Annotated in this window: 24 protein-coding genes; 17 read left to right on the top strand and 7 right to left on the bottom strand. The window is 40.1% G+C overall.

What is annotated here, in order from left to right; translation table 11 throughout:
* The first annotated feature begins 193 nt into the window (after window positions 1-193).
* The 10 genes from J7E81_RS07425 (at window position 194) to J7E81_RS07380 (ending at window position 10,658) form a co-directional block, all read left to right on the top strand.
* Complete coding sequence (locus J7E81_RS07425; RefSeq protein WP_215041524.1) at window positions 194-367, top strand: hypothetical protein; 174 nt, start codon at window positions 194-196, stop codon at window positions 365-367.
* A 207-nt stretch (window positions 368-574) separates the two neighbouring features.
* A complete protein-coding gene (locus tag J7E81_RS07420; protein WP_215041523.1) occupies window positions 575-1,543 on the top strand; it encodes a LacI family DNA-binding transcriptional regulator in 969 nt (322 codons plus the stop codon).
* Between the two features lie 224 nt (window positions 1,544-1,767).
* Window positions 1,768-2,739 carry an ABC transporter permease gene (locus tag J7E81_RS07415; protein WP_215041522.1) on the top strand — a complete coding sequence of 324 codons (972 nt, stop codon included), beginning with the start codon at window positions 1,768-1,770 and terminating at the stop codon, window positions 2,737-2,739.
* A gap of 12 nt (window positions 2,740-2,751) precedes the next feature.
* Entirely contained in the window at window positions 2,752-3,651 is a 900-nt protein-coding gene (locus tag J7E81_RS07410) for a carbohydrate ABC transporter permease (protein ID WP_215041521.1), read from the top strand.
* Between the two features lie 262 nt (window positions 3,652-3,913).
* On the top strand, window positions 3,914-5,521 hold the full coding sequence (locus tag J7E81_RS07405) for an ABC transporter substrate-binding protein (RefSeq protein WP_215041520.1): 1,608 nt from the start codon (window positions 3,914-3,916) through the stop codon (window positions 5,519-5,521).
* A gap of 99 nt (window positions 5,522-5,620) precedes the next feature.
* Window positions 5,621-6,601 carry a carbohydrate kinase family protein gene (locus J7E81_RS07400; protein WP_215041519.1) on the top strand — a complete coding sequence of 327 codons (981 nt, stop codon included), beginning with the start codon at window positions 5,621-5,623 and terminating at the stop codon, window positions 6,599-6,601.
* A 2-nt stretch (window positions 6,602-6,603) separates the two neighbouring features.
* A complete protein-coding gene (locus J7E81_RS07395; RefSeq protein ID WP_215041518.1) occupies window positions 6,604-8,082 on the top strand; it encodes a glycoside hydrolase family 32 protein in 1,479 nt (492 codons plus the stop codon).
* Between the two features lie 16 nt (window positions 8,083-8,098).
* Window positions 8,099-8,665: a YesL family protein gene (locus J7E81_RS07390; RefSeq protein ID WP_215041517.1), complete on the top strand. Its 567-nt coding sequence runs from the start codon at window positions 8,099-8,101 to the stop codon at window positions 8,663-8,665.
* 189 nt (window positions 8,666-8,854) lie between these two features.
* Complete coding sequence (locus J7E81_RS07385) at window positions 8,855-9,820, top strand: quinone oxidoreductase family protein (protein ID WP_215041516.1); 966 nt, start codon at window positions 8,855-8,857, stop codon at window positions 9,818-9,820.
* 16 nt (window positions 9,821-9,836) lie between these two features.
* Window positions 9,837-10,658: an MBL fold metallo-hydrolase gene (locus J7E81_RS07380; RefSeq protein ID WP_215041515.1), complete on the top strand. Its 822-nt coding sequence runs from the start codon at window positions 9,837-9,839 to the stop codon at window positions 10,656-10,658.
* Window positions 10,659-10,997: 339 nt separating this feature from the next.
* Here J7E81_RS07380 and J7E81_RS07375 read toward each other — a convergent pair whose 3' ends face one another.
* Window positions 10,998-11,750, bottom strand: coding sequence for an SAM-dependent methyltransferase (locus J7E81_RS07375; RefSeq protein ID WP_215041514.1), 753 nt, complete (start codon window positions 11,748-11,750; stop codon window positions 10,998-11,000).
* A 161-nt stretch (window positions 11,751-11,911) separates the two neighbouring features.
* On the opposite strand from J7E81_RS07375, the gene J7E81_RS07370 reads away from it, so the two are divergent.
* Window positions 11,912-12,295, top strand: coding sequence for a hypothetical protein (locus tag J7E81_RS07370; RefSeq protein WP_215041513.1), 384 nt, complete (start codon window positions 11,912-11,914; stop codon window positions 12,293-12,295).
* 81 nt (window positions 12,296-12,376) lie between these two features.
* Here J7E81_RS07370 and J7E81_RS07365 read toward each other — a convergent pair whose 3' ends face one another.
* Complete coding sequence (locus tag J7E81_RS07365) at window positions 12,377-12,910, bottom strand: GNAT family N-acetyltransferase (protein ID WP_215041512.1); 534 nt, start codon at window positions 12,908-12,910, stop codon at window positions 12,377-12,379.
* 39 nt (window positions 12,911-12,949) lie between these two features.
* Window positions 12,950-13,102: a hypothetical protein gene (locus tag J7E81_RS07360; RefSeq protein WP_215041511.1), complete on the bottom strand. Its 153-nt coding sequence runs from the start codon at window positions 13,100-13,102 to the stop codon at window positions 12,950-12,952.
* Window positions 13,103-13,343: 241 nt separating this feature from the next.
* Between J7E81_RS07360 and J7E81_RS07355 the strand changes: the two genes are divergently transcribed.
* Both J7E81_RS07355 and J7E81_RS07350 read left to right on the top strand, forming a co-directional pair.
* Window positions 13,344-14,837, top strand: a complete 1,494-nt coding sequence (locus tag J7E81_RS07355) for a GNAT family N-acetyltransferase (RefSeq protein ID WP_251028519.1) — start codon at window positions 13,344-13,346, stop codon at window positions 14,835-14,837.
* 242 nt (window positions 14,838-15,079) lie between these two features.
* On the top strand, window positions 15,080-15,358 hold the full coding sequence (locus J7E81_RS07350; protein WP_251028499.1) for a DUF1292 domain-containing protein: 279 nt from the start codon (window positions 15,080-15,082) through the stop codon (window positions 15,356-15,358).
* A 133-nt stretch (window positions 15,359-15,491) separates the two neighbouring features.
* Here the strand turns inward: J7E81_RS07350 and J7E81_RS07345 are convergent, their stop codons facing one another.
* On the bottom strand, window positions 15,492-15,683 hold the full coding sequence (locus J7E81_RS07345) for a hypothetical protein (RefSeq protein WP_251028498.1): 192 nt from the start codon (window positions 15,681-15,683) through the stop codon (window positions 15,492-15,494).
* Window positions 15,684-15,978: 295 nt separating this feature from the next.
* Between J7E81_RS07345 and J7E81_RS07340 the strand changes: the two genes are divergently transcribed.
* Window positions 15,979-16,653 carry a YetF domain-containing protein gene (locus J7E81_RS07340; RefSeq protein ID WP_215041509.1) on the top strand — a complete coding sequence of 225 codons (675 nt, stop codon included), beginning with the start codon at window positions 15,979-15,981 and terminating at the stop codon, window positions 16,651-16,653.
* 90 nt (window positions 16,654-16,743) lie between these two features.
* Here J7E81_RS07340 and J7E81_RS07335 read toward each other — a convergent pair whose 3' ends face one another.
* Entirely contained in the window at window positions 16,744-18,108 is a 1,365-nt protein-coding gene (locus J7E81_RS07335; protein ID WP_215041508.1) for a S8 family peptidase, read from the bottom strand.
* Window positions 18,109-18,408: 300 nt separating this feature from the next.
* Between J7E81_RS07335 and J7E81_RS07330 the strand changes: the two genes are divergently transcribed.
* The gene (locus J7E81_RS07330) at window positions 18,409-19,866 is read left to right on the top strand and encodes a DHA2 family efflux MFS transporter permease subunit (protein ID WP_215041507.1); all 1,458 of its coding nucleotides are present in this window, start codon (window positions 18,409-18,411) and stop codon (window positions 19,864-19,866) included.
* A 145-nt stretch (window positions 19,867-20,011) separates the two neighbouring features.
* On the opposite strand, the gene J7E81_RS07325 is transcribed toward J7E81_RS07330, so the two are convergent.
* Window positions 20,012-20,956: an aldo/keto reductase family protein gene (locus J7E81_RS07325; RefSeq protein ID WP_215041506.1), complete on the bottom strand. Its 945-nt coding sequence runs from the start codon at window positions 20,954-20,956 to the stop codon at window positions 20,012-20,014.
* Between the two features lie 492 nt (window positions 20,957-21,448).
* Here J7E81_RS07325 and J7E81_RS07320 point away from each other — a divergent pair, with 492 nt between their 5' ends.
* Entirely contained in the window at window positions 21,449-21,874 is a 426-nt protein-coding gene (locus J7E81_RS07320; protein WP_215041505.1) for an ASCH domain-containing protein, read from the top strand.
* A 49-nt stretch (window positions 21,875-21,923) separates the two neighbouring features.
* Here J7E81_RS07320 and J7E81_RS07315 read toward each other — a convergent pair whose 3' ends face one another.
* Entirely contained in the window at window positions 21,924-22,847 is a 924-nt protein-coding gene (locus tag J7E81_RS07315; protein WP_215041504.1) for a PD-(D/E)XK nuclease family protein, read from the bottom strand.
* Between the two features lie 138 nt (window positions 22,848-22,985).
* Between J7E81_RS07315 and J7E81_RS07310 the strand changes: the two genes are divergently transcribed.
* Window positions 22,986-23,552, top strand: a complete 567-nt coding sequence (locus tag J7E81_RS07310; RefSeq protein ID WP_251028497.1) for an MOSC domain-containing protein — start codon at window positions 22,986-22,988, stop codon at window positions 23,550-23,552.
* The last annotated feature ends 5 nt before the right edge of the window (window positions 23,553-23,557 follow it).

The raw sequence follows: 23,557 nt of genomic DNA, 5'->3' as shown, positions 1-23,557 counted from the left end.
GTCATCGTGTGCCAATGGGATTCCTCCTAGGAAAACTTTTTTCTGTTAAAGTATGTTAACTGGGCGAACGGAGTGCATGGCTTTGTAGGGTCGAGACCGCGGTCAATGCGTTTTTTTGAAATTCACCAGCAAGGACGGGCTCATTTTGGATTCAGAGCGAATAACGTGGAGGAAAAGGAAGGAGGTTGAAACATTGCTATACTATCAACTAAGCCGGGAAGCCCAATTATTGTTGGTCGATCATTCTGACGAAAAAGTAGCGGTACAATACAACACCAATCAGCAGCCGGTTATAATGCCCAAAATCGGACCGCGGCCACCTTATTATTACAATCCTAGATATGAACCATATTATCCTCTTATCTAGAAGCCTCGCCATTATTGAGGCTTTTTTATGTGGGGTGAAGGAGCATTTACACGGCAAATGCGGGAAACGTGCATTTTTTTTTATAATTTTATAAAAACGTATTGAAACGTTTCCATGGTGATGGTAAGATAGGTTTATCAAATGGATGAAACGTTTCCAAAGGAATAATTGAGTTCATTAAATTGTATAAAATCGGAGGTAATGGTAGTGCCAAGTATTAAGGATGTTGCCAATTTAGCAGGGGTAGGAGTTGGCACTGTCTCTAGAGTCATAAACAATCATTTAAATGTGACACCCGAGACCATAAAGAAAGTAAATGATGCTATTAAGCAATTAAACTACATACCTAACGAAGTGGCAAGAAATTTTAAAATGCAAAAGTCGAAAATGGTTGCGCTTTTGCTTCCGAGTGTATGGCATCCTTTCTTCTCAGAAATGGCCTATTACATCGAAGATCAACTTGACCAAGATGGGTTTAAGCTTATGCTTTGTAATAGCGGGGGAAGGCCTGATAAAGAAGTCTATTACCTTGACATGTTCTACCAAAACAAAGTCGCAGGTATTATCGGACTCACTTACAATGACATTGAAGCAAATGTAAATACGGACATTCCATTTATTAGTATTGATCGTCATTTAGGAACAAAAATTACCTGCGTGACAAGTGATAACTATGAAGGTGGAAGGGTGGCTCTAAGAGAACTTGCAAAGGCTGGGGTAAAGAAAGCCGCATATCTAGGTATAACGAGTGATGCTTATAGTGAAGTTGTCCTGAGAAAAAGCGGATTCATAGATGAAGCAAAATTACACGGTATCGAATATGTCACATTTGAAGAAAACGACAATGGTTACAACGATGAAGCTTTTTTCAACCGTTTCTTTCAAAACCATGGCGATATTGACGGAATCTTTGCGAATACAGATATTCTTGCTGCTAAATACATCAAAAAAGCAAATGAAAAAGGCTTGAAAGTCCCTGAAGATGTAAAGGTCATTGGATATGACGGAATTCAGGACAATGATTTGTTTCATCCAATCCTTTCCACCATCAGACAGCCGGTTGAAGAAATGGCGAGAATGTCTGTCAACCTTTTGCTAAGAAAAATTGAAGGTGAAGAGCTGGAGCAAGAGATTTATCGAATACCAATTCACTATCGAAAAGGGGAAACAACGTAACTAATTTTTTTAGCCAAGATTGGAAACGTTTCAACAGGATAGAAGGGGAGTCATGAAATCAATGAGAATGACCGTCCCCCTTTTCCATGAATAGGTACTAAATTTTTTTACCTCTTGTTGGAAACGTTTCAACAGCTGAAATGGAGTCCATAAGCTAGTCTTGCTGCCCAATAGATTTCCTGCTTGAACATGTATTTATTTTAAAAAAAGTTGAGGGAGAGAATATGAAATTAACCTTAAAAGCTTCCACTAATTCCTTAAAACCATCTACCATTCCATTGGAGCGTTTAAACAAGAAAAGTAGAGTGAAAAGGATCATGGAAAACTATGAGCTCTATCTCTTTTTATTGCCAGCCATCCTCTATTTTATTGTATTTCAATATATTCCTATGTATGGTGTTTTAATCGCCTTTAAAGATTTTACCCCGTCACTTGGAATTTTAGGAAGCCCTTGGGTAGGTTTTGAACACTTCGAACGTTTTTTTCATTCTTATCAGTTTTGGGATTTAATTAAGAATTCTCTAGGGTTGAGTATTTTTCAACTTATCATCGGATTTCCGATGCCGATTATTATTGCCCTTTTGCTAAATCAAATGATTCATGAAAAATATAAGCGATTTGTCCAAACCGTCATTTATGCTCCGCATTTTATTTCCATTGTGGTACTCGCTGGAATGATGTTTGTCTTCTTTTCAGATAAAGGTCTAATTAATAGTGTTGTCACGTTATTCGGAGGAAAAGCGGTCGCTTTTATGTCAGAGCCGGATTGGTTTAAGCCCCTTTATATCGGTTCGGGAGTTTGGCAGGAAACAGGTTGGGCTTGTATTGTCTATCTTGCTGCGCTCGCAGGTGTCAGCCCGGAAATTCATGAAGCTGCAACGATGGATGGGGCAAATAAATGGCAGCGGATCTTACATGTTGATATTCCGGCAATTATGCCAACAGCCATTATTCTTCTCATTTTGTCTGTAGGAAATCTAATGAATATTGGTTTTGAAAAGGCCTACCTAATGCAGACGCCTCTTAATCAACCTGCTGCAGAGATTATTCCAACTTACGTTTATAAAGTAGGATTACAGCAAGCTGAATACAGTTTCGGCGCAGCGGTTGGATTATTTAACAGCATAATCAATTTGATTCTGCTCTTTATTGTCAACAAAACAGCCAAGAAACTTTCTGGCTCAGGGTTATGGTGAGGAGGCTTAAACATGGCAAGTACAGTAAAAAAAATAAAATCAAAAGAAGATAAAATATTTGACGTGGTTAATACCATTTTCTTATCGCTGATTTGCTTGGCGGTATTATATCCATTATATTTCGTCATTATTGCTTCCATCAGCAACCCGAATATGGTCTATAACGGTGAAGTTTGGCTTTTCCCGAAGGAAATCACTTTTGAAGGATACAAGCGTATTTTCAGTGACCCAAAAATTTGGCTCGGGTATAAAAACACGGTGGTATACACTGTTGTTGGAACGATTGTACAGGTTTCACTGACACTGATGGCAGCTTATTCGCTCTCACGCAAGGACTTTTATGGAAAAAGCTTTTTTATGATGGTGATCCTTTTCACGATGTTCTTTAATGGGGGGTTAATCCCAACTTATTTAGTAGTCAAGGATTTAGGAATGCTTAATACAATTTGGGCCATGATTCTTCCTAAGGCAGTCGCAGTTTGGAATCTGATTGTAGCTAGAAGCTTCTTTGAAGAGAATATACCGAATGAACTTCTTGAGGCTGGAAAAATTGACGGGTGCTCTAACACGAAATTTTTCCTAAAAGTGGTACTGCCTCTTTCCAAACCAATCATAGCGGTTATGGTTTTGTTTTATGCAGTTGGACAATGGAACTCATACTTTGATGCCCTCATCTATTTAAATGATGAGAGTCTTTATCCTTTGCAATTAATCTTGAGAAATATTCTGACCCAAAATCAGCTTAGCATCAAAATGTTAAGCGATCTTGATAACCTTGCAGCGCAGCAGCAGGTAGGAGAGATCATTAAATATGGAATTATTATTGTGGGAGCCCTCCCATTGTTAATTGTTTATCCATTTGTTCAAAGACATTTTGTTAAAGGTGTATTAATTGGCGGAGTAAAGGGATGATCTTTTAGATAACCGCAACCATTTCGCCATTATATAAAAATAGGCTGTGTTAATCTTGAATGTTGATTTCCGCTCCAGGCGGCTTCGCTTTCCGCGGGCGTGCCGGGGAGCCTCCTCGGCGCACTTGCGCCTGTGGGGTCTCCCCTGCCCCGTACTCCCGCAGGAGTCTTCGCCGCCTTCCGCTCCAATCAACGTGATAAAAATCAAAATAACCTTTAACACAGCCTGAAAATAAAAAATAATTATAAAGGGAGAGCACGACATGAAAAAGTCATGGGTAAGGAATTCACTGGTTTTATCAATTGGGTTATCTGCTATTCTCGCTGGCTGCTCGAATAGTTCAAATGGCAATGCAAGTGAAAAGAAAGTCAATGTAAAGATGAATGAAACTGGCTTACCGATTGTTGATAAAAACATAACGTTGAATTTTGTATCACCTAAATCTTCTTTAGCTCCAAATTTTAAAGATATGACACTGTTCAAAGAGCTGCAGAAACAAACTAATGTTCAAGTGAAGTGGAACAACATTCCAAGTGAAGGATATCAAGAGAAAAAAAACCTGCTGCTCTCAAGCGGGGATTTACCAGATGCTTTTTATAATTCCGGATTTACAGATTTAGATATTGTGAAGTATGCAAAAGATGGAACGATCATTCCTCTCGATAATTTAATAGATAAGTATATGCCTAACCTAAAAAAGAGATTAGAAGAAAGACCAGCTCTAAAGAGTGTCATCACTGCTCCTGATGGACAAATTTATTCACTGCCGAGAGCAGAGGAAATGGACCTTGTTGGACTGCCGAACACCATGTACATAAACAAAACGTGGCTGGATAAGCTAGGTTTGAAAATGCCAACTACTGTTGAAGAATATCATGATGTCCTAAAAGCGTTCCAAGATAAAGACGCCAACGGAAACGGCAAAAAAGATGAGATCGGGTTAACGTACCTATTTAATGGCTGGTGTGGAAACTTTGGTGATATGATTGCTGCTTTTGGTGTTCCTGATAATAATGACCACCGTATTGTCCGGGATGGAAAAGTCATCTTCAGCGCGGTGCAGCCGGAATATAAGAAGGCGATTGCTTATTACCATAAGTGGGTGAAAGAAGGAATCCTTGATCCCGAAGCAACCACACAGGATCAAGCAAAATTATTCTCAAAAGGAAAAACAAAAGACGAGACACTTGGTTCGTTTATTTGGTGGGAAGATACTGAACTAGTCGGAACGGACCGTCAGGATGACTATGCGGTTCTGCCGCCTCTTAAAGGACCAGATGGAACACCGATTGTAGGACGTTCTAATTACTCTGAATACAGCCGTGATGCTTTTGTAATCACGAAAGCCAATAAATATCCAGAAATTACGGCAAGATGGGTGGACCAGTTATATGATCCAAAAGAATCGGCTCAGGTTGACTGGGGTCCACTTGGTGAAATTTATGAAGAGGATGCAAATGGAATGCTTGTAAATAAAGAATTGCCGGCTGGCGTGGCAATGGGAGAATTCCGTCAAAAAGTAGCTCCTGGAGGACCATTCGTAGTATTAAAAGATGACTTCGGAAAAGTGGTTGACATGGAGCCGCGTGCAAAAGAACGTTTGGCAATATTAGATAAGTATTATCGTCCATATGCTGAAAAAGAAAACTATCCACAAGTTTTCTTTAATGAAGAGGATACCAAACGAGTCAATCAGCTGCAGACCGATATTACTCAGTTTGTTAATCAAAAACAAGCTCACTGGCTGCAAGATGGTGGAATCGAAAAGGAATGGGATAGTTATGTAAAACAATTAGACCAAATGGGACTTCCTGAGCTAATGAAACTATACCAAAAAGGTCTCGATAATTTTAATAAAAACAATAAATAGATCTTGGATTCATTAGAGGGCAGAACATAAAGGGGGCCGCCTTTGTTCTGCCTTGTCTTTTCTAAGGGACACAGAAAAATAAGGAGACAGGTGAACAACATGTACGATATTACAGCACTTGGGGAGGTACTGATTGATTTTACACCTTCCGGGTTTTCGGAAAATGGAGGGATTCTGTTTGAACAGAATCCAGGCGGTGCGCCAGCAAATGTTTTGGCCGTATTATCTAAGTTTCAAAAAAGAACTAGATTTATAGGGAAAGTTGGAAACGATCAGTTTGGAACTTTTTTAAGAAATACATTGAAGCAAATAAATGTGGATACTTCAGGGCTTGTGACCTCGACACATACCAATACAACTTTAGCTTTTGTCCACCTAGATCATACGGGGGATCGAACATTTAGCTTTTACCGTGATCCTGGGGCAGATACAACCTTAGAAGTGGAAGAGGTAAACTTTGACACGATTAAAGATTCACGGATATTTCACTTTGGCTCTGTATCAATGACGAATAACCCTTCTGCTGAAACCACCCTGGCAGCCGTTTCTTTTGCGAAAGAAAACGGTGTTCTTATATCCTTTGATCCAAATTTACGGGAATCGTTATGGGGTAATCTCGACCATGCCAAAGAGATGATGTTCAAAGGGCTTCAATTATCCGATATCGTAAAAATTTCTGAGGAAGAATTAGTGTTTCTTACCGGGATTAGTGATATAGAAAAAGGATCCAAGATGATATGGGAAAAGTATCAAGTTCCATTATTGTTTATCACGTTAGGTGGAAATGGCTGCTTTATCAGGCATGGAGAAAAAACAGGTCTAGTACCGGGATATGAAGTAAATGTCCAAGATACTACAGGAGCAGGAGACGGATTCCTTGGAGGAGTTCTTTACAAGGTTCTTGAGAAAGACGGTAAGATCGATAACTTATCAAAGGAAGAATTAACGGAAATAGCTTCGTTTGCTAACGCTGTAGGCGCATTAGCTACAACCAAAAGAGGTGCGATTCTAAGTATGCCTACTCTCGATGAGACAAATACACTTATTACTTCAAAGGTAACGACAAAGGAGAACATGTAACTATGGTATCTGAGAAATCTAATTTGTTAAGTTCAGAAAAGTACACAGAAAACTATCGGCCGCAGTATCATTTTACACCGGAAGCCAATTGGATGAACGACCCCAACGGGATGGTTTATTTTGAAGGAGAATATCATTTGTTTTATCAATATCATCCGTATAGCACAGTATGGGGGCCCATGCATTGGGGACACGCGGTAAGCACGGATTTGATTCATTGGGAGCATCTGCCGATTGCTTTATATCCTGACGAAAATGGTACAATTTTCTCTGGAAGTGCAGTAGTGGATTGGAAGGATTCCAGTGGATTTTTTAACGGAGGAACAGGCCTTGTGGCCATATTCACTTCAGCGGATGGACCAAAACAAACGCAAAGCATCGCTTACAGTACGGACAAAGGGAGAACTTGGATTACATATGATGGAAACCCCGTTTTAATCGATCATACTATCGCAGATTTCCGCGACCCAAAAGTATTCTGGCACGAAGAGTCACATAAGTGGATCATGATTTTAGCTGTTGGCAGCCATGTAAGAATCTATCTTTCAGATGACTTAAAAACTTGGGACTTTGCAAGTGAATTTGGCAGGGCTGCCGGTTCCCATGACGGAGTATGGGAGTGTCCGGACCTGTTTAAATTGCCAATTGGTGATACGGATAAGAAGAAATGGGTTATGATTGTCAGCATCGGAAACGATGAGGCGTACCCAGAAGGTTCCCGAACGCAGTATTTTGTTGGAGAATTCGATGGAAAAACGTTTATCAATGATAATCCCGATGAAACGGTTTTGTGGGTCGACTACGGCCGTGACAATTATGCAGGAGTAACCTGGTCGGATACATTGGACGAAAGACGGGTATTTATCGGCTGGATGAGTAATTGGAAATACGCCAACATCACACCGACGAAAGAATGGAGAAGTGCTATGACGCTGCCAAGGGAGTTGTCACTTCACAACATGCCTGAAGGCATCCGATTAACACAGACTCCTGTAAAGGAAATAGAAAGTCTTCGGAATGAAAACAGAAAATGGCAAGATATAATCATTCACTCAAATTCCGACAATGTGCTATCCGATTGTAAAGGAAAAGAAATCGAAATAGTGGCTGAGTTTGAACTGAATTCTGCAACTGAATTCGGATTTGAAGTAAGAAACTCAAATGAAGAAAAGACGATTATTGGCTATGATGCAGTAAAAGAGGAACTTTTTATCGACCGCGAGCATTCAGGTGAAACTTCTTTCCATCCGTTATTCGCTTGCAGACACTCTGCAAGAGTAGAACCAGAGGAAAATCGAGTGAAACTTCGTTTATTCCTAGACTGGTGTTCAGTTGAAGTGTTTGCTAATAGTGGTGAAACGATCATGACAGACCTAATTTTTCCGAGCAGCACAAGTGATGGATTAGCATTGTTTGCAAGTGGAGGAGATGTTACACTCGTCTCATTAGAAGTCTATCAGTTAAACTCAATCTGGAAATAAGAAGGGGAAGTCATCCATGAATATCCTAAATAGTCGAATGCTGAGGGGCATTGAAAGAATGGTAGACCTATTTTTATTGAATCTGATCTGGCTTATTGTTTGCATTCCAGTGGTGACCATTTTTCCAGCGACAACTGCGATGTATGGCGTGATTCGAAAATGGGTTATAGGCAAAGAAACAGACGGGGTTTTCCGAACCTTTTTCGGGTTATTCCGGGAAAGTTTTTTCCAGAGCATGGGACTCTCGTTCCTGTGGTTTGGATTAGCCTATCTAATTTTTCTCAATTATCAGCTGGTGCATTCGAACGAGCTAATGATGGGTATTCTTGGGGTGTTAGCTCTATTATTTTTATCGATAACCGTTTATTTATTTCCCGTAATGGCTCATTTTGAGACTAAGTGGAAACATGTTATTCGAAATTCACTTATAATGGCTATTTCTTATCCTTTGACAACAGTCTTGTTAATTGGGATTCTCCTGATTTCGCTTTATCTTATCTATTTAATTCCGGCAATGATTTTTATTGTTGGAAGCATTTCTGTTTATGGATCCTATACCGTCTGCCATAAGCTATTTACGTGATGCTGTTTAACCAATAAAAGGCTTGATGTTTGTTGCTGCAAACACAAGCCTTTTATATTTTTGTTATTAATACACTTTTTTTACCTTTCTTTCAGAGTGAAGCCTCCTTTTTATTACTTGCTTTCTAAAGGACATTTCTAAATAATAGTAGCGTAAACAAAAAATTTGGAACGAATGAGGGTATTTTAGTTGAAAGCATTAGTATTTAATACATTTGGCGGTCCAGAAGTTCTCGAATATACGGAAATTGATCATCCAATGATTGGTCACGAGGAGATTCTCGTAAACATGAAGGCGATAGGCTTGAACTTTGCTGATATATACAGAAGAAAAGGGAACTACCACTTAGCGGGCAAACCTCCTTATATTTTAGGGTATGAAGGGGCTGGTATGGTTGAAAAGGTAGGAGCAAAGGTAGAAGGGATAAAGGTGGGCGACCGAATTGCATTCGCTGATGTACCATATGCGAACGCTGAGTTCGTTGCTGTTCCATTTGAAAAAGCAATCCCAGTTCCGGAATCCATCTCATTGAAAGATGCGGCAGCTGTCTTGCTTCAAGGATTAACTGCACACTATTTATCGCGTGATAGTTATGCTGTGAAAGAGAATGACGTGGTTCTGATACATGCTGCTGCTGGTGGTGTAGGACAGCTGCTCGTTCAAATTGTAAACCTGCTCGGGGGAAAAGTTATTGGTTTAACATCATCTAAGGAAAAAGCGGCTGCCGCAAAGGATGCGGGAGCGAAAACGGTTTTCTTGTATCAGGATGATTGGAAAAAACAAGTGATGGAAGTAACCGGAGGCAAAGGGGTCGATGTGGTTTTTGACTCAGTAGGGTCGACGCTCTCCGACAGTTTTGAAGTTACACGTGTTGGCGGCACAGTTGTATTTTATGGAATGGCCGGAGGAGACCCAGCTCCTGTTGATCCAAGGATGTTAATGGATACATCGAAAACCCTGACAGGCGGAGACCTTTGGAACGTACTTACCTCCCGCGCGGAGCGGGTTGCTCGTTCAAAAGAGCTCTTCCGTTGGATGGGTGAGGGGAAAGTCCGAGTAGCGGAGCCCGCCGTTTTCGCACTGAAGGATGGGCAGGATGCTCACCGGCATCTTGAAAGCCGTAAAAGTACAGGGAAAATATTATTAATTCCTTAGAGGGGGGAGAGCTGCTATGATCCAATTTCAAAATGAATCGATAACGGTGTTTCAAAGTGCATTATTTCAGACGACCTGTACGGTAGCTGTAACAGAAGACCTCGTTATCGTGGTTGACCCGAACTGGGTTCCACATGAGATAGAGGAAATTAAGGAGCATGTTACACGGGTTCAAGGGGATAGAGAAGTGTATCTTCTGTTTACACATGGGGACTTTGACCATATCATCGGGTATCATGCGTTCCCTGGCGCGAAAGTGATCGGCAGCAAAGGACTGCAGGAACATCCGCAAAAAGAGCAAAAGCTAGAGCTGATTGAGCAATTTTATAATGAGTATTACATTGAACCTCCCTATAAGATTGGCTTTCCGGAAGTAGATTACGTGATTTGTGAAGATGGGGAGCAGCTAGTGCTGGGGGAGACGACACTGACCTTTTACCTTGCGCAGGGTCATACGCATGATGGCGTATTTATGTTAGTCGAGCCGCTTGGGCTATGGATTGCGGGTGATTACCTTTCTGATTTTGAGCTCCCGTTTATTTATTACAGTGCTAAAGCATATGAGGAAACACTTCGGAAGGCGGAACAAGTATTGTTGAATCATAGAGTGTCCTTGCTTGTGCCAGGGCATGGGCAAGCAACAGCTCGTCAGGAAGAGATGGAGCGACGGATTCAACTGTCTCAGGATTATTTGAGGCGCATGATAACGGCTGTGAAGGAGGAGGATGCTGTCCAGCTGAGTGGTTTGGAAAAGGAAATGCCATTTCCGTCTAACTTTACGAAGGAGTGTCATAAAGACAATGTAGAGATTGTGCGGAAGGAGTATTTTGGTGGCTGATGAAGGATATCTGTCGGAAGTAGTGATTCTATTAGACAGTTTCTATGAGCTTCAGTGAATTTTGTCTAATAGAATATTTGTAAAAAGACATTTTAAAAAATTAATGGATGAGTTTGTCCGATAGGGCGGGTCTATTAGACAATATAGATGACATTGGTTTGGTTTTGTCCAATAGACAATTGCCTATTGGACATTTTATATGCAGTCTTTTTGTTGTTGTCGAATAGACTTTTAAAATCAACCAAAAATATTCTCAATCAAGACCATGAAGGACAAATCCGAGCTAATCATCTAAAAAGTATTCTTCTAGAAATTTCCCTACTTAGTACGCCAACACTTCTACAAATTCCTATACAAATATAACCCAAACCCCAAAGTATCGCGGCCCCATTGCAAATAGGTCCGTCTCCAAGACCGGATCCGCTCTAGCATTGCCTCAACATCGGGGTCCTCTGGATGCTCCAAACAATAATTCTCGATAGAAGAGGAATAAAGCCACTCATAATCATCCCATTCTTCATCACCTGCCACATATGACCAGAGCGGGATTAACCCTAACTCCTCACCAGCCCTGACCGTATCAGCATGACTTTTACATTCAGATTCATCTGCACCGCCAAGCGCCTCTAAATACTCTGAGCTTGGTGACTGCTTCCAATATCCTTCACCAACTAAAATATAACCATTCTTTTTAACAAGATTTTTAAGTGTCATTAGCGTCTCCTCAAGACCACCCAAAGCGTGAGTCGAACCGATGCATACTCCCAAATCAAAACTCCCAAGTCCTAATCCTTTTACCGCCACACTTGCATCTGCAGCGATATAGTCAATGCTATCCTCTGGTATCCGCGCGGCTGCCCGTCGTTGTGCTTCTACAATTGCACCATCATACAATTCAATAGCCGTCCCCTTTACCTGATAGCCTTCCACTAAACGGATTAACAGTTCACATTTCCCGGCACCAATATCGATCACCTTATCGTTAGGCTTTAGAGCCGTCATTCCTATCATTTTCATGAGCTTAGCTTCACCAATAGGATTAGCAAATGCATGATCACGATGGGCTATTGCTGAAAATTTATTTCGATCCATTTTTTCCTCTCCTTTTATCATCACTAGTGCATAAACTAATTAATATTGTATCAATTTATTATAATCCAGGAATCTGTGCCACTGTTTGCCAATCTTTTAAAAGTTGAAACTTTGTCCAACTTTTTTCGTATATATAAGAAAGAAGAAAAGGAGATGTAGCGATGTTTTTAGCAGAACTCCAGCGAGAGGAAAAGACCGCTTTTCTTGAACTAGCTTTATTAATTGCATCCATTGATGGGAATTTATCGATATTTGAGACCACTATACTTAACAAGTACCAGAAAGAATTGGAACTTGAGAATTATGTACCAACAGGGATGGCTGTTGAGGAAATTCTAAAAACCTTCAAAAGTGAACGATCTAAAAATATCGTTTTAACTGAATTATTACAATTGATTTATTCCGATGGCGCCCTTCAAGACCAGGAGAATGAGATAGTCGGGCTTATAAAAGAACACTTTGGATTTGACCCTGATGAATTTGGGAGTTTCAAGGATTGGATTGATAAAATAAAGGAATTATCCTTAACAAAAGAAAAATTGTAAAGCCCTGGATCCAGTTTAATAAAGTACTGGGTCCTTTTTAATTTGCTAAAAAGTTTATCCATTATAAATCCAAGTCATTTTTTATGTTCTAACGTTTAACCACTCTTCCTCTAACATACTCATTTCCCATAAACTCCAGTATTCGTCCCCATTCTTACTTGAATCCCGAAGTAAACCTTCTTTCATAAAACCTGCCTTCTCGTAGCAGGCAATCGCGGCAATGTTAAAGTCAAATACCCCGAGGCTCACTCGATGTAAATGTAGTTGATCAAAAGCAATCTTAAGAATCGCCTTGATCATTTGCTGACCTATTCCTTTCCCTCTTATACCTTGACTGCCGACTAGCACTTTGCCAATTCTCGCGGAGTTACTTTTTCTGTCAATTCTTCCTAATGAGATATGTCCGATCACATCTCGGGTTTCTTGATCGATTACTTTATATACAAAGGTACTTGAATCTTCCTTATTGGCATTTTTGATGTATTCTTCTAATTGCTCTTCTGTTAAGGGGTAGTCGAAACCAGGACCACTCCATTGAAGCAGAAATGCAGGCGAATCAATCCAGCTAATCAGTTGGTGAAAATCTGCTCGTTCAAAATAGTGTAGTTCAATCATGAATGGGCCCCCTTTTTGGTAAATTTAAAAGATTACCAATCACTTTAACTGATCTTTCTTTAAATCAGTAAGCAATTCCACAATTTTCTCATTTGTCTTATTAAGTTTTTTTAACTGAGTTTCTATCGATAAAATAGTGGCAATGACCAGTAATGTAATTAGTAATCCTACTATTCCTAAGATAATTGTCATCTGCTCTCATCCTTTCAGAACCAGTATACCTTATAAAGTGTATTCTCCACCTTTCTAGGCAACTCCTTCTTTGAAGAAAATTGAGTAAGAATTTGTAATTAAGTATTTTATTGGGAACTATAAATAAAGAATAGTTTACTTTTTAAAAAATAAGGGTAAGACTCTTACGAGAGGGTGAGAGATAGTGACTGAAACAGATGTATCCAAATACGAAAAGAAAATTATTATCCGCAACATACGAATGGAAGATATTGATGAAATTATAGAATTAGGCAAGGTATGCTTTCCGAATATGGAACCTTGGAAGCGGGAACAGCTGAGCAGTCATATCCGCATTTTTCCTGAAGGCCAGTTCTGTGTGGAATATGAAGACAAAATTGTCGGCTCATGTTCAAGTCTTATTATCAATTTTGATGAATACAAAAACCAACACACTTGGAATACGATAACAGACAACGGGTATATCACCAATCATGACCCAGAGGGATTTAACCTGTACGGAATTGAGGTAATGGTCGATCCCGAATACCGCCGCATGAAGCTGGGCCATCGGCTTTATGAAGCACGAAAGGAACTGGCCCGCCAGTTAAACCTGCAAAGCATTATTATTGGCGGACGGATACCCAACTATCACTTATACAAAGAACAAATGACAGCCCGTGAATATGTTGATGCCGTTGAAAGACACAGCATTTATGACCCGGTGTTATCCTTCCAGCTCCTACAGGGTTTTAGGATTAAGCGGATTAATTCCCGATACCTGCCTGATGATAAGGCATCAGAGGCATTTGCGACGCTCATGGAATGGAACAATATCGATTACCATCCAAATTCCCGGCGCGTGTTTCGTGCAGCAGATCCTGTCCGAATCTGTGCGATTCAATATATGATGAAAAAAATTGACTGCTATGACGAGTTTAAGCGGCAGGTTGAATATTATGTCAACGTGGCGGCAGACTTCGGTTCTGATTTTGCGGTATTTCCAGAAATCTTTACCACGCAATTGATGTCCTATTTAGAAGAAAAAAGACCTGACCAGGCGGTAAGACTGCTAGCAACTCATACAGATCAATATATCGAATTGTTTACAGAACTAGCGGTTCGATACAATGTCAATATTGTCGGAGGTTCCCATTTTGTGGAAGATGATGGTGAGATTTATAATGTAGCCTATCTATTCCGGAGGGACGGGACGATTGAGAAGCAGTCTAAGTTACATATTACCCCGAATGAGCGGAAATGGTGGGGAATTTCTGAAGGTAATGAATTCAATGTATTTGAAACGGATTGTGGGAAAATCGCGATCCTCATTTGTTACGATATTGAATTTCCCGAACTTGGCCGAATGGCTGTCGATATGGGGGCCAACATTATCTTTGTTCCATTCTGTACGGATGACCGCCAAGGCTATTTACGGGTAAGGTATTGTGCTCAGGCACGGGCAATTGAGAATCAAATTTATACCTGTATTGCTGGCACGGTGGGGAACTTAACTCATGTGAAAAATATGGATATCCAATACGCACAATCGGGGATTTTCAGCCCTTCGGATTTTGAATTTGCCCGTGATGGAATTGTTGGGGAATGTGATGCTAATATCGATACGGTGGTTGTAGGTGACGTGGATATCGAAAAGTTAAGACGTTCACAAAAATCCGGCTCGGTCCGGCAATTACAGGATCGCCGGCGGGATTTGTATCGAATTGAATGGAAAAATTTAATGCGTGAATCATGAAAACAGGCGGACAGTATCAACTACTGTCTGCTTTTTTATAAGGTAAGAAAGTATAAAAGTTTTCGACTTTGAGAATTGTCCAGCTCCAGCGCCTAGCCCCTCGAGGTCACAAGCCAATCCGTCCAAAAGGTTAAAAAGCAACTTTTCGACCGGCTCGTCTTGTGCTTGTCGGGGCTGAACAAGGCGCTTTCGCTTTTCTTATGTTAAACCTCATAACGATTTACCCTGAAGGGAAAAGTATAATGAGAACCGATAAAGGGGTGGCACTGATGGTTGATGAACCAAGAGATTTTATTACAATTGAAGATAAGAAGGGCAATCGTAAAGAATTCGCTGTAGAGGCATTGTTTGATATGGAGGAAGAATCCTATGCACTTTTAGCGGCGGACGATGAAACAATTGTCATGAAGATTGAAGGAGAAGAGGGAAACCAGTATTTAGTGGGTATTGAAGATCCACTAGAAAGTGAAGCGATTTTAGATGCCTATCAAATAGCAGTCGAAGAGGCACCTGCGGAATAAGAAAAAATAAGAGAAAAGTCCTTATCGTGGTTAATGCCTTCGATGCAGGTAACCATGGATTCATATTTAACCTTTTATGAGCTGGACGATTAATCGTTCAGCTCTTTTTTATTTAAGCTTACTGAATTGAAATTTATCTAATCGGGTGTTTTATATATCTATCAAGATCGGTAATCTGAAGTCCTTTTTTAATAACGGACTTTTTAATCAGCTTAATTTCATAATACATCGCTTTTGATAAGATCTCTTTTTCGATATTTTTATTAATATGGAAATAAAACTGAGCTAATACATCAATTGGTAATTTATCATATAAGTTTGGCAAAAATATATCTCTCCAATTTAGGGATATTTTTCATACAACATCCATATGGCAATTAGTACAAAATAACTAACTTTTGAAAATATTATGTCACTTCTATATTAAAGGAATAGGAAATTTTTTCAACTCCTTTTTCAAAAAGAAGCTCTCCTTAAATAGGGATTCAGCCCCGAGGATCTCGTGAAAAAATGAGAGAGTTGGTACTGCTTAAGTAAAGAGAATACATAATAAAATCTGGGAAATGATAACACTATAAATTTAACGAATCATCTAGGGCTTATTTAGGAGAGAAAAATGTATGTATTTAGATATTGCTTTGGAATTAATAGTTGGCTTTTTTACCCTTCTCCTAGTATTAAAATTTTTAGGGAAAATTCAGTTTTCACAGATTACCCCGTTTGATTTTATCACTGGATTGGTCATGGGGAATTTTGTAGGGGATGCCGTATTTGATGATCGGATTGATATAACGGAAATCGTTTTCACCATTGTCTTTTGGGGACTGCTGATTTATTGTGTAGAAAAATCAACCCAAAAGTTTATGGCATTTAGAGTCATGTTTGAAGGCAAACCTGCATTATTAATTCAAAATGGACAAATCCTTTATCAAAGCTTGAAAAAGAATCATATTGATTTAAATCAACTGCAGCAGCAAATGAGAAAGCAAGGATACTTTTCGATCTTTGAGGCAGAATATGTTATTTTGGAACGGGACGGACAATTAAGCATTGTCCCCAAACATGAATACGGGGCTCCTACAAAAAAAGACCTAAATATTCCTAAAAAGAAAGTGAGTTTGCCCTTTGCTCTGATCATGGATGGAAAATTGGTTGTCGGAAATCTTAAAGAAGCAGGATTGACAGAAGAATGGCTTAAAGAACAGTTAACCAATCGAGATATTAACGATTATAGGGATGTATTATATGCAGAGTGGGAGGAAAACAATGGGTTAAACCTCTCTAAATATAACTAGTTTATAGTTGTGAGAAAATGAAAATGGCTCGGTTCAGTTGAACGGAGCCATTTTTTTATGAAAAATATGCAAGTAGAGTCGGTTTGAACACTACTTACTCTTTTTCTCTGCCATTTGGAGAGCTGCAGCATTGTTTATAATCCCATTCCCAAAGTAAGGACTTCGTGTGTTTTTACCTACCGGCTGCGCACTGCCAGTAATGATTTTGACTACATCGGTATTTTTCAGCTTTGGATCGACTGAACGGATTAGACCCGCTAAAGCGGCAACATGCGGTGCGGCCATGGAGGTGCCTGAAAGGGAGGCATATTCTCCATTGGAAAATGTACTTGGAATATCTACACCCGGTGCAGCGACATCCACATAATCTCCGAAGTTTGAGAACTCCGCACGTTTTCCATCCCAATCCACCGCAGCTACCCCCAAGACACCCGGATAGGCAGCGGGATAGCTTCGCTGGCTGGTATTATCATTACCAGCTGCAGAAATGACAACGACATTTTTTTCTAATGCGTAATCAATCGCACTTTCTAAGATATCACAACTTTGATAATTTCCAAGGCTTAAGTTAATCACATCTGCATCATGGTCGACCGCCCAGCGGATTCCTTTTGCAACGTAAAAAGAACCACCAGTACCATCGGCGCCCATTACCTTAACAGGAATAATCGGGTTATACCACGTAATTCCTGCCATACCCACACCATTATTTGTATCGGCAGCAATAATACCGGCCACATGTGAGCCATGGCCATTATCATCATCTGGCTTGTTGTTGTTATCTATGGCGTTATAGCCGGTTGTTAAACGCCGCGCCAGGTCAGGATGATCAAGGTCCACACCCGTATCAACTACTGCAATTTTCACCTTTTTGGAACCGCGGCTAAGGTTCCAGCCCCGTTCTGTCCCAATTGCCGGCAAATTCCATTGATAACTTTGGTAATAGGTATCGTTGACCTCATTTGGTATAAAAATATAATGAGGCTCTGCATATTCAACCGCTTGATTTTTGATAAAATATTTTTCCAGTTCATTAGTAGATAAAAGGTTTGATTTAAAAATATAAACGGTTTCATGTTGTTCTCTCAGGCTTCCATCAATGTCTTTTAGATATTGATTTATTTTTTCTTGCGGAGGAGTTGTCTTGAAATTGACGACGATTTCTTTTTCATAGTAATGGCTTTTGTCCTGCTTATTATGGTGAATCACCTTGATTGCCGGGCTGTTGTTGAGCCTGTGGACGAGCTGGTGATTGGTTTTAATCATATTAATTCTTTGAATTTGGCCGTTCGGATGTTGAATGTTTTTTACCTGCAAAGGCTTGCTGCCGATATCTGTGCGGGTGATAGTATTGTTTCGCTGTTCTCCTTTATCTAAGAAAAACGGCCGTATCGTAGCAAACAGAATAATGCCTAATCCTAATGTGAAAATACCGAGAATGAACCTATTTCGCATTCCTTCACCTCAAGTGTAAATATTTTATTAATAGCATGTTACAATTAGACACTTTTATGAATGGGTTGGGAAACTAGTTTAGGTATAGGTGGATTTACCAATGATTGTGTCAAACTTGTGAAAAAAGACTTGACGTATGGAAAAAAATTTTGTTATTGTTATAAACAGACCGGTTGGTTTGGGGAGGTGGGCTCTGGGAATTGGATACAAAATCGTTGATAATGAACATCTCGACGGCACTCTTTCAACAACACGGATATTTCGTAAGTAATACTATATCTATTAAAGGAGTTTAAATAAATGAGTGAACAAATCACAACAGGATCGATCACTAATCAACAAGTTCAAACAGGTTCAATGGTAAATAAACAAATTAAAACAGGTCCAATCATGGCAGCCCTTTTTGTGGCGGGATTTGTGGGGCTATTTAGTGAAACAGCATTAAATATTGCCTTGGGGGATTTAGGGAAAATATTTAACACAAATGCAACAACGATTGGATGGTTGGCAACAGGCTATTTCTTAACATTAGGTATTTTAGTACCGGTAACAGGTATCTTGATGCAAAAGTTTACAACCAGACAAATGTTTTTGACTTCTATATCATTATCCCTTATCGGGACCATTTTAGCAGCAGTAGCACCTGCATTTAGCCTTTTATTGACGGCACGTGTGGTTCAAGCAGCAGGCTTAGCCATTGCTTTACCTTTAACGCAAAATGTTATTTTTACGATTTTTCCTCCAAATAAACGAGGCGCTGCAATGGGAGTTATGGGCTTAGTCATGTTAGCTGGCCCAGCACTTGGCCCAACAATTGCAGGACTTATATTAGATACATTATCTTGGCATTGGATTTTCTTGGTTACCTTACCATTCTTACTGTTCTCTCTTATTTTTGGGGTGCTTTATTTGCCGAATGTTAATGAGGTTCGTAAGGTTTCAATTGATACAGTATCGGTTATTCTTTCGACGATTGGATTTGGCGGGGTCGTTTACGGATTCAGTATATCTGGTGAAGCAGGTTGGACGAGTGCAACAGTTCTAGGATCTATCATTATTGGATGTATAGCACTGATTATTTTTGCCATTCGTCAAACGAAAATGGAAACTCCTATGTTGAATTTAATTGCATTTAAGTACCCACTTTTCGTTCTTGGAGTCTTTATGACTTTTATTACGTTCTTTAATATGTTGTCCATGCTGGTCATCTTACCGATGTATATGCAAATGGCTCTATTAATTGCGGCTTTTACAACAGGACTAATCCTGCTGCCAGGAAGCTTACTTAACTGCGTATTAGCTCCAACGATTGGACGTTTATTTGATAAATATGGTCCAAGAGCGGTTATTACGCCTGGTACCATTTTAGTAGCAATTGGTTATGTGTTCTATTCACAATTTGGTGCAGACACGGCGATATGGAGGGTAGTGGTAACACATATTATTATGATGTTAGGTATAGGGGCAGTTCTTGCTTCTGTCCAAACTAACACGTTAAATTCGCTTCCGAAACAGTACTATCCAGATGGAATTGCGCTTACTCAAACACTTCAACAGGTAGCTGGAGCAGTCGGTATTGCTGTACTGGTATCCATTTTTTCTGCCAAAGAAGATAGTTATTTAGCAGTTGCCGGCAATGGCAACGAACTGCCACAGGCAGCAGCAGCGGGTTCTTCCGTTGTATTTTCCATTAGTTTAGTATTAGCGGTGGTCAATGTTGTCTTATCGTTATTTATTAAAAAGCCTCATCATTCTTAAATATAGATATTTCAATTGGTCTACGATTAAGCTCTTTTTTATATCGTATAGCTTCAAATAGAAGTAGATAGGACAGATGGTAAATAAGGAGGAAACGAAAAAGAGCATCTGCTAAGCTAGTAGCAGGTGCTCTTTCAATTTTTGCCTATGGGTTTAAAATTTCATGAATTTGTTCAAGGCTTTCAGTAGATAAGGTCACGCCAGAGGCCTTTACATTTTCTAACAGCTGTTCCGGACGGCTTGCGCCAATAAGGGCACTTGCTACATTTGGCTGTCTTAAAATCCAAGCAAGTGCAAGCTGGCTTAAACTTAGTTCCTCTTCCGCAGCTATATTCTTTAATTGCTCTATTTTATCAAGGTTTTGCTCTGTAAGCACATGAGATAGATTTAAATCTTTTTGCGCCGCACGGCTTCCTGTTGGCGGCATTTCACCTTTTTTATACTTTCCTGTAAGCACACCCTGTGCTAAAGGAGAAAAGACCACCTGGCCGATTCCATGTTTTTCACTTACTGGAATGACTTCCTTTTCAATATATCGGTGAAGCATGCTGTAATTAGGCTGATTGACAACAATCCGATCCAACAGCTTTTTATCAGCAATATGGACGGCTTCAGAGATTTGTTCAGCTGTCCACTCACTAACACCTAGATAAAGAACCTTTCCCTGACGGACAAGATCATCAAGTGCACGCAATGTTTCTTCAAGTGGGGTATCCTGGTGAAAGCGATGGCAATAATAAATATCGATATAATCCATGCCAAGGCGTTTTAGGCTAGCATCACATTGCTCTATGATATGTTTACGAGAAAGACCATGATCATTGGGTCCCTCACCCATATTTCCAAATACTTTTGTTGCTAGAACATAAGAGCTCCTTGGATATTTGCTTAATGATTTTCCAACAACCTTTTCTGCCTCACCTCGTATGTAAACGTTTGCGGTATCGAAAAAATTAATACCTAATTCATAAGCTTGATCAATTGAAGCAACAGCATTTTGTTCTTCCACATATCCGCCATAGGTAAGCCAACTTCCAAGACTGATTTCACTGACCTTTAATCCCGTATTGCCTAAACGTCGATATTGCATTCACCGTTTCCTCCAATACATTTCACTTTTAGGTACAATCTGTAAAAATAGTAGTCTAACAATTCAAACTATACTATAAAATTATGGTTAGGTCTAATGTTAACTATGTAATAATTTTGTGAACTGATGAGATTGAGGGCAGGGCAGCCAATAGAATCTTATTGACGACCGTAGTTCAAAAAAATGAGGCACTGGGGTAGCCAATAAAGCGAATTGACGACTGAAGGTTAAAAAAATGAGGCACGAGGGTAGCCAATAGAGCGAATTGACGACTGAAGGTTAAAAATAACGAGGCACGAAGGTAGTCAATAGAGCGAATTGACGACTGAAGGTTAAAGAAAAGAGGCACGAGGGTAGTCAATAAAGCTTATTGACAACTGAAAGTCATAAAGGCGGGGTCCGAAGGTAGTTAATAGTGCTTAAAAGACTGAATCGGGGTAAGAATCTGGGCGAATACTTTAAAATACATTATTTTAGGGAGGGTCTTGTTTTATGAAGGTTTTATCAATGAAACAGCCTTGGGCTAGCCTTTTTGTACTAAGAGAAGCCACATATGAAACCAGGACGTGGAGAACCACTTACCGGGGCCCATTGGCCATCCATACAAGTAAACAGATAGATAAGAAAGCCTGCTCCCACCCAGCTATTCAAGCTTTGCTCGGAAAGCATGGATATAAGGTCGATACTCTCCCAACCGGACTAATTATCGCGACCTGTGAGCTAATTAATTGCTTAGTGGTAACCGACAACCATTCCACATGGGCCGTCCTAGAAAATGGCACCATAGTATCAGAAAACTCCTACTACTTGGGAGACTTCAACGTGGGAAACTATGCATGGGAAGTAAAACACATGCAGCTGCTACAACAACCGATCTCCGCAAAAGGACACCTAGGCTTATGGGAAAACGATATGTAAGTGTCAGCCACCAGTGGACACTGTCTTTTTGTGGTGCCTGACACCATCGTTAAACTTCACATTTTTCTTTAAAGTTGCAGCGCTGGCATTTGTTGGATGAGTTCTTCTCAAATTGGTCTATGTGTAATGGCTTATTCCTCACAGGATTTTCGAGATAGCCAAGCATATGATAGATGCTTTCATTCATTAATACTTGAGCGGAGTCAATCTCAAACTGGGTTAACTGATATTCCTGGTTTTTGCCTGTTAACAAATACTCATTCCGCAGGACGATGTCTTTAATTGGGATCCCTTGTTTCTGGGTGAGGAACAGGGCATAAAGGGCAAGCTGCTTCCGGTCTTCCTCTGACTCTTTACCAGTTTTCCAATCGACCACAACCCATTTTTCCTGACTTACATCCTTGTATACAAAGTCGAGAACAACAAATACATCCACTCCGTTCACTTCAAAGGTTTGAAAATCCTCTGAGTGGAGAACCTGCATTTCTAACTTGTTCAAAATATCTTTATAGGTTTTACTCCTAAAGAAGTTAGCCGCACATAGCCGCAGCTTCGTCTTGGCAGAGCTAATCTCATCAGGGCTCAGCCCTTTTCCGTAGTAGATTTCATGAAGCATCTGATATCGCTTCGGCTTCCGAATCCAGTGTGTGCGGTTTTTGGTTGAATCGAGATAGGCCTTATTAAGGTGGTGCGTTACCAAATCAACCATTTCCCTCTCAGTAAGGAGTGTTTTCCCATTTAGAAAATTTTTGAGCTGCTGGTCAATCACCTTATGGATGACATCCCCTAGAAGAATCGGGATATTCTTAATATTTTTAAGGCGATAAGCGGTCTTGTTTTCTTCAGGGGCTTCATACTCCCAGCCATTATGAGATTCATAGTATTGATGATAATACTTTCGGGTGCACTCTAAGAAGGTCTTATGTCTGGAATTGGACCAGGAAAATTCGGGATAATCACGGTAAACGTACATACTTGGCTCCTCTTCACTAATTATAAGCATAGATTCATTGTATTGGCAGAAGGCTGTAAAAATCAATTGGCATGTTTTAGGATTCAATATGGTACTATTGAATTAACATCTTCTACAAATAGAAGTGGAGGTATTTATTTGAAAAAGGCACAAGCAACCATTATAGCACTATTAATAGCAGACCTTCCAGAGACCTTCGTAACTAGACGGATTTCCGAAACACTGCTCGAATTCGGCGGAATACGGGGTGACCGCCATTTTGGGATAACAAGTAAGGCTGATTCAAGACAGCCTATGTTTCCAAGAGGGACGGAAATCCTCAACCGCAGGCAAATTACGATTGTCTCCCAAGAGGAATTACAGCAAATTGCTGATGAACTTGGAATCGACCAGATCAAACTGGAGTGGCTGGGAGCTAACCTGCTAGTAAAGGGATTTCCAGATTTAACGAAACTCACGCTTGGCTCACGAATCCTTTTCCCAAGTGGAGCAGGATTAATTTGTATGGGGGAAAATATGCCTTGCACCTTGCCAGGTGAAGAGATCCAACAGCATTATGAGGGCCATGACAAGCTTGCCACTCGTTTTGTCAAAGCAGGCTATAAGCGAAGGGGAATTGTTTGTGCAGTTGAAAGACCGGGGCTGATCCATGAAACGGACGAGGTACAAATTCTACTAAATGACTACGCCAACCCCATGCAGTAGAAGGA

It is taken from the genome of Bacillus sp. ISL-18 (assembly GCF_018613415.1).
Classification (GTDB): domain Bacteria; phylum Bacillota; class Bacilli; order Bacillales; family Cytobacillaceae; genus Neobacillus.
The sequence above is the reverse complement of the archived record's forward strand: the minus strand, read 5'-3'. Positions and strand labels throughout refer to the sequence as shown.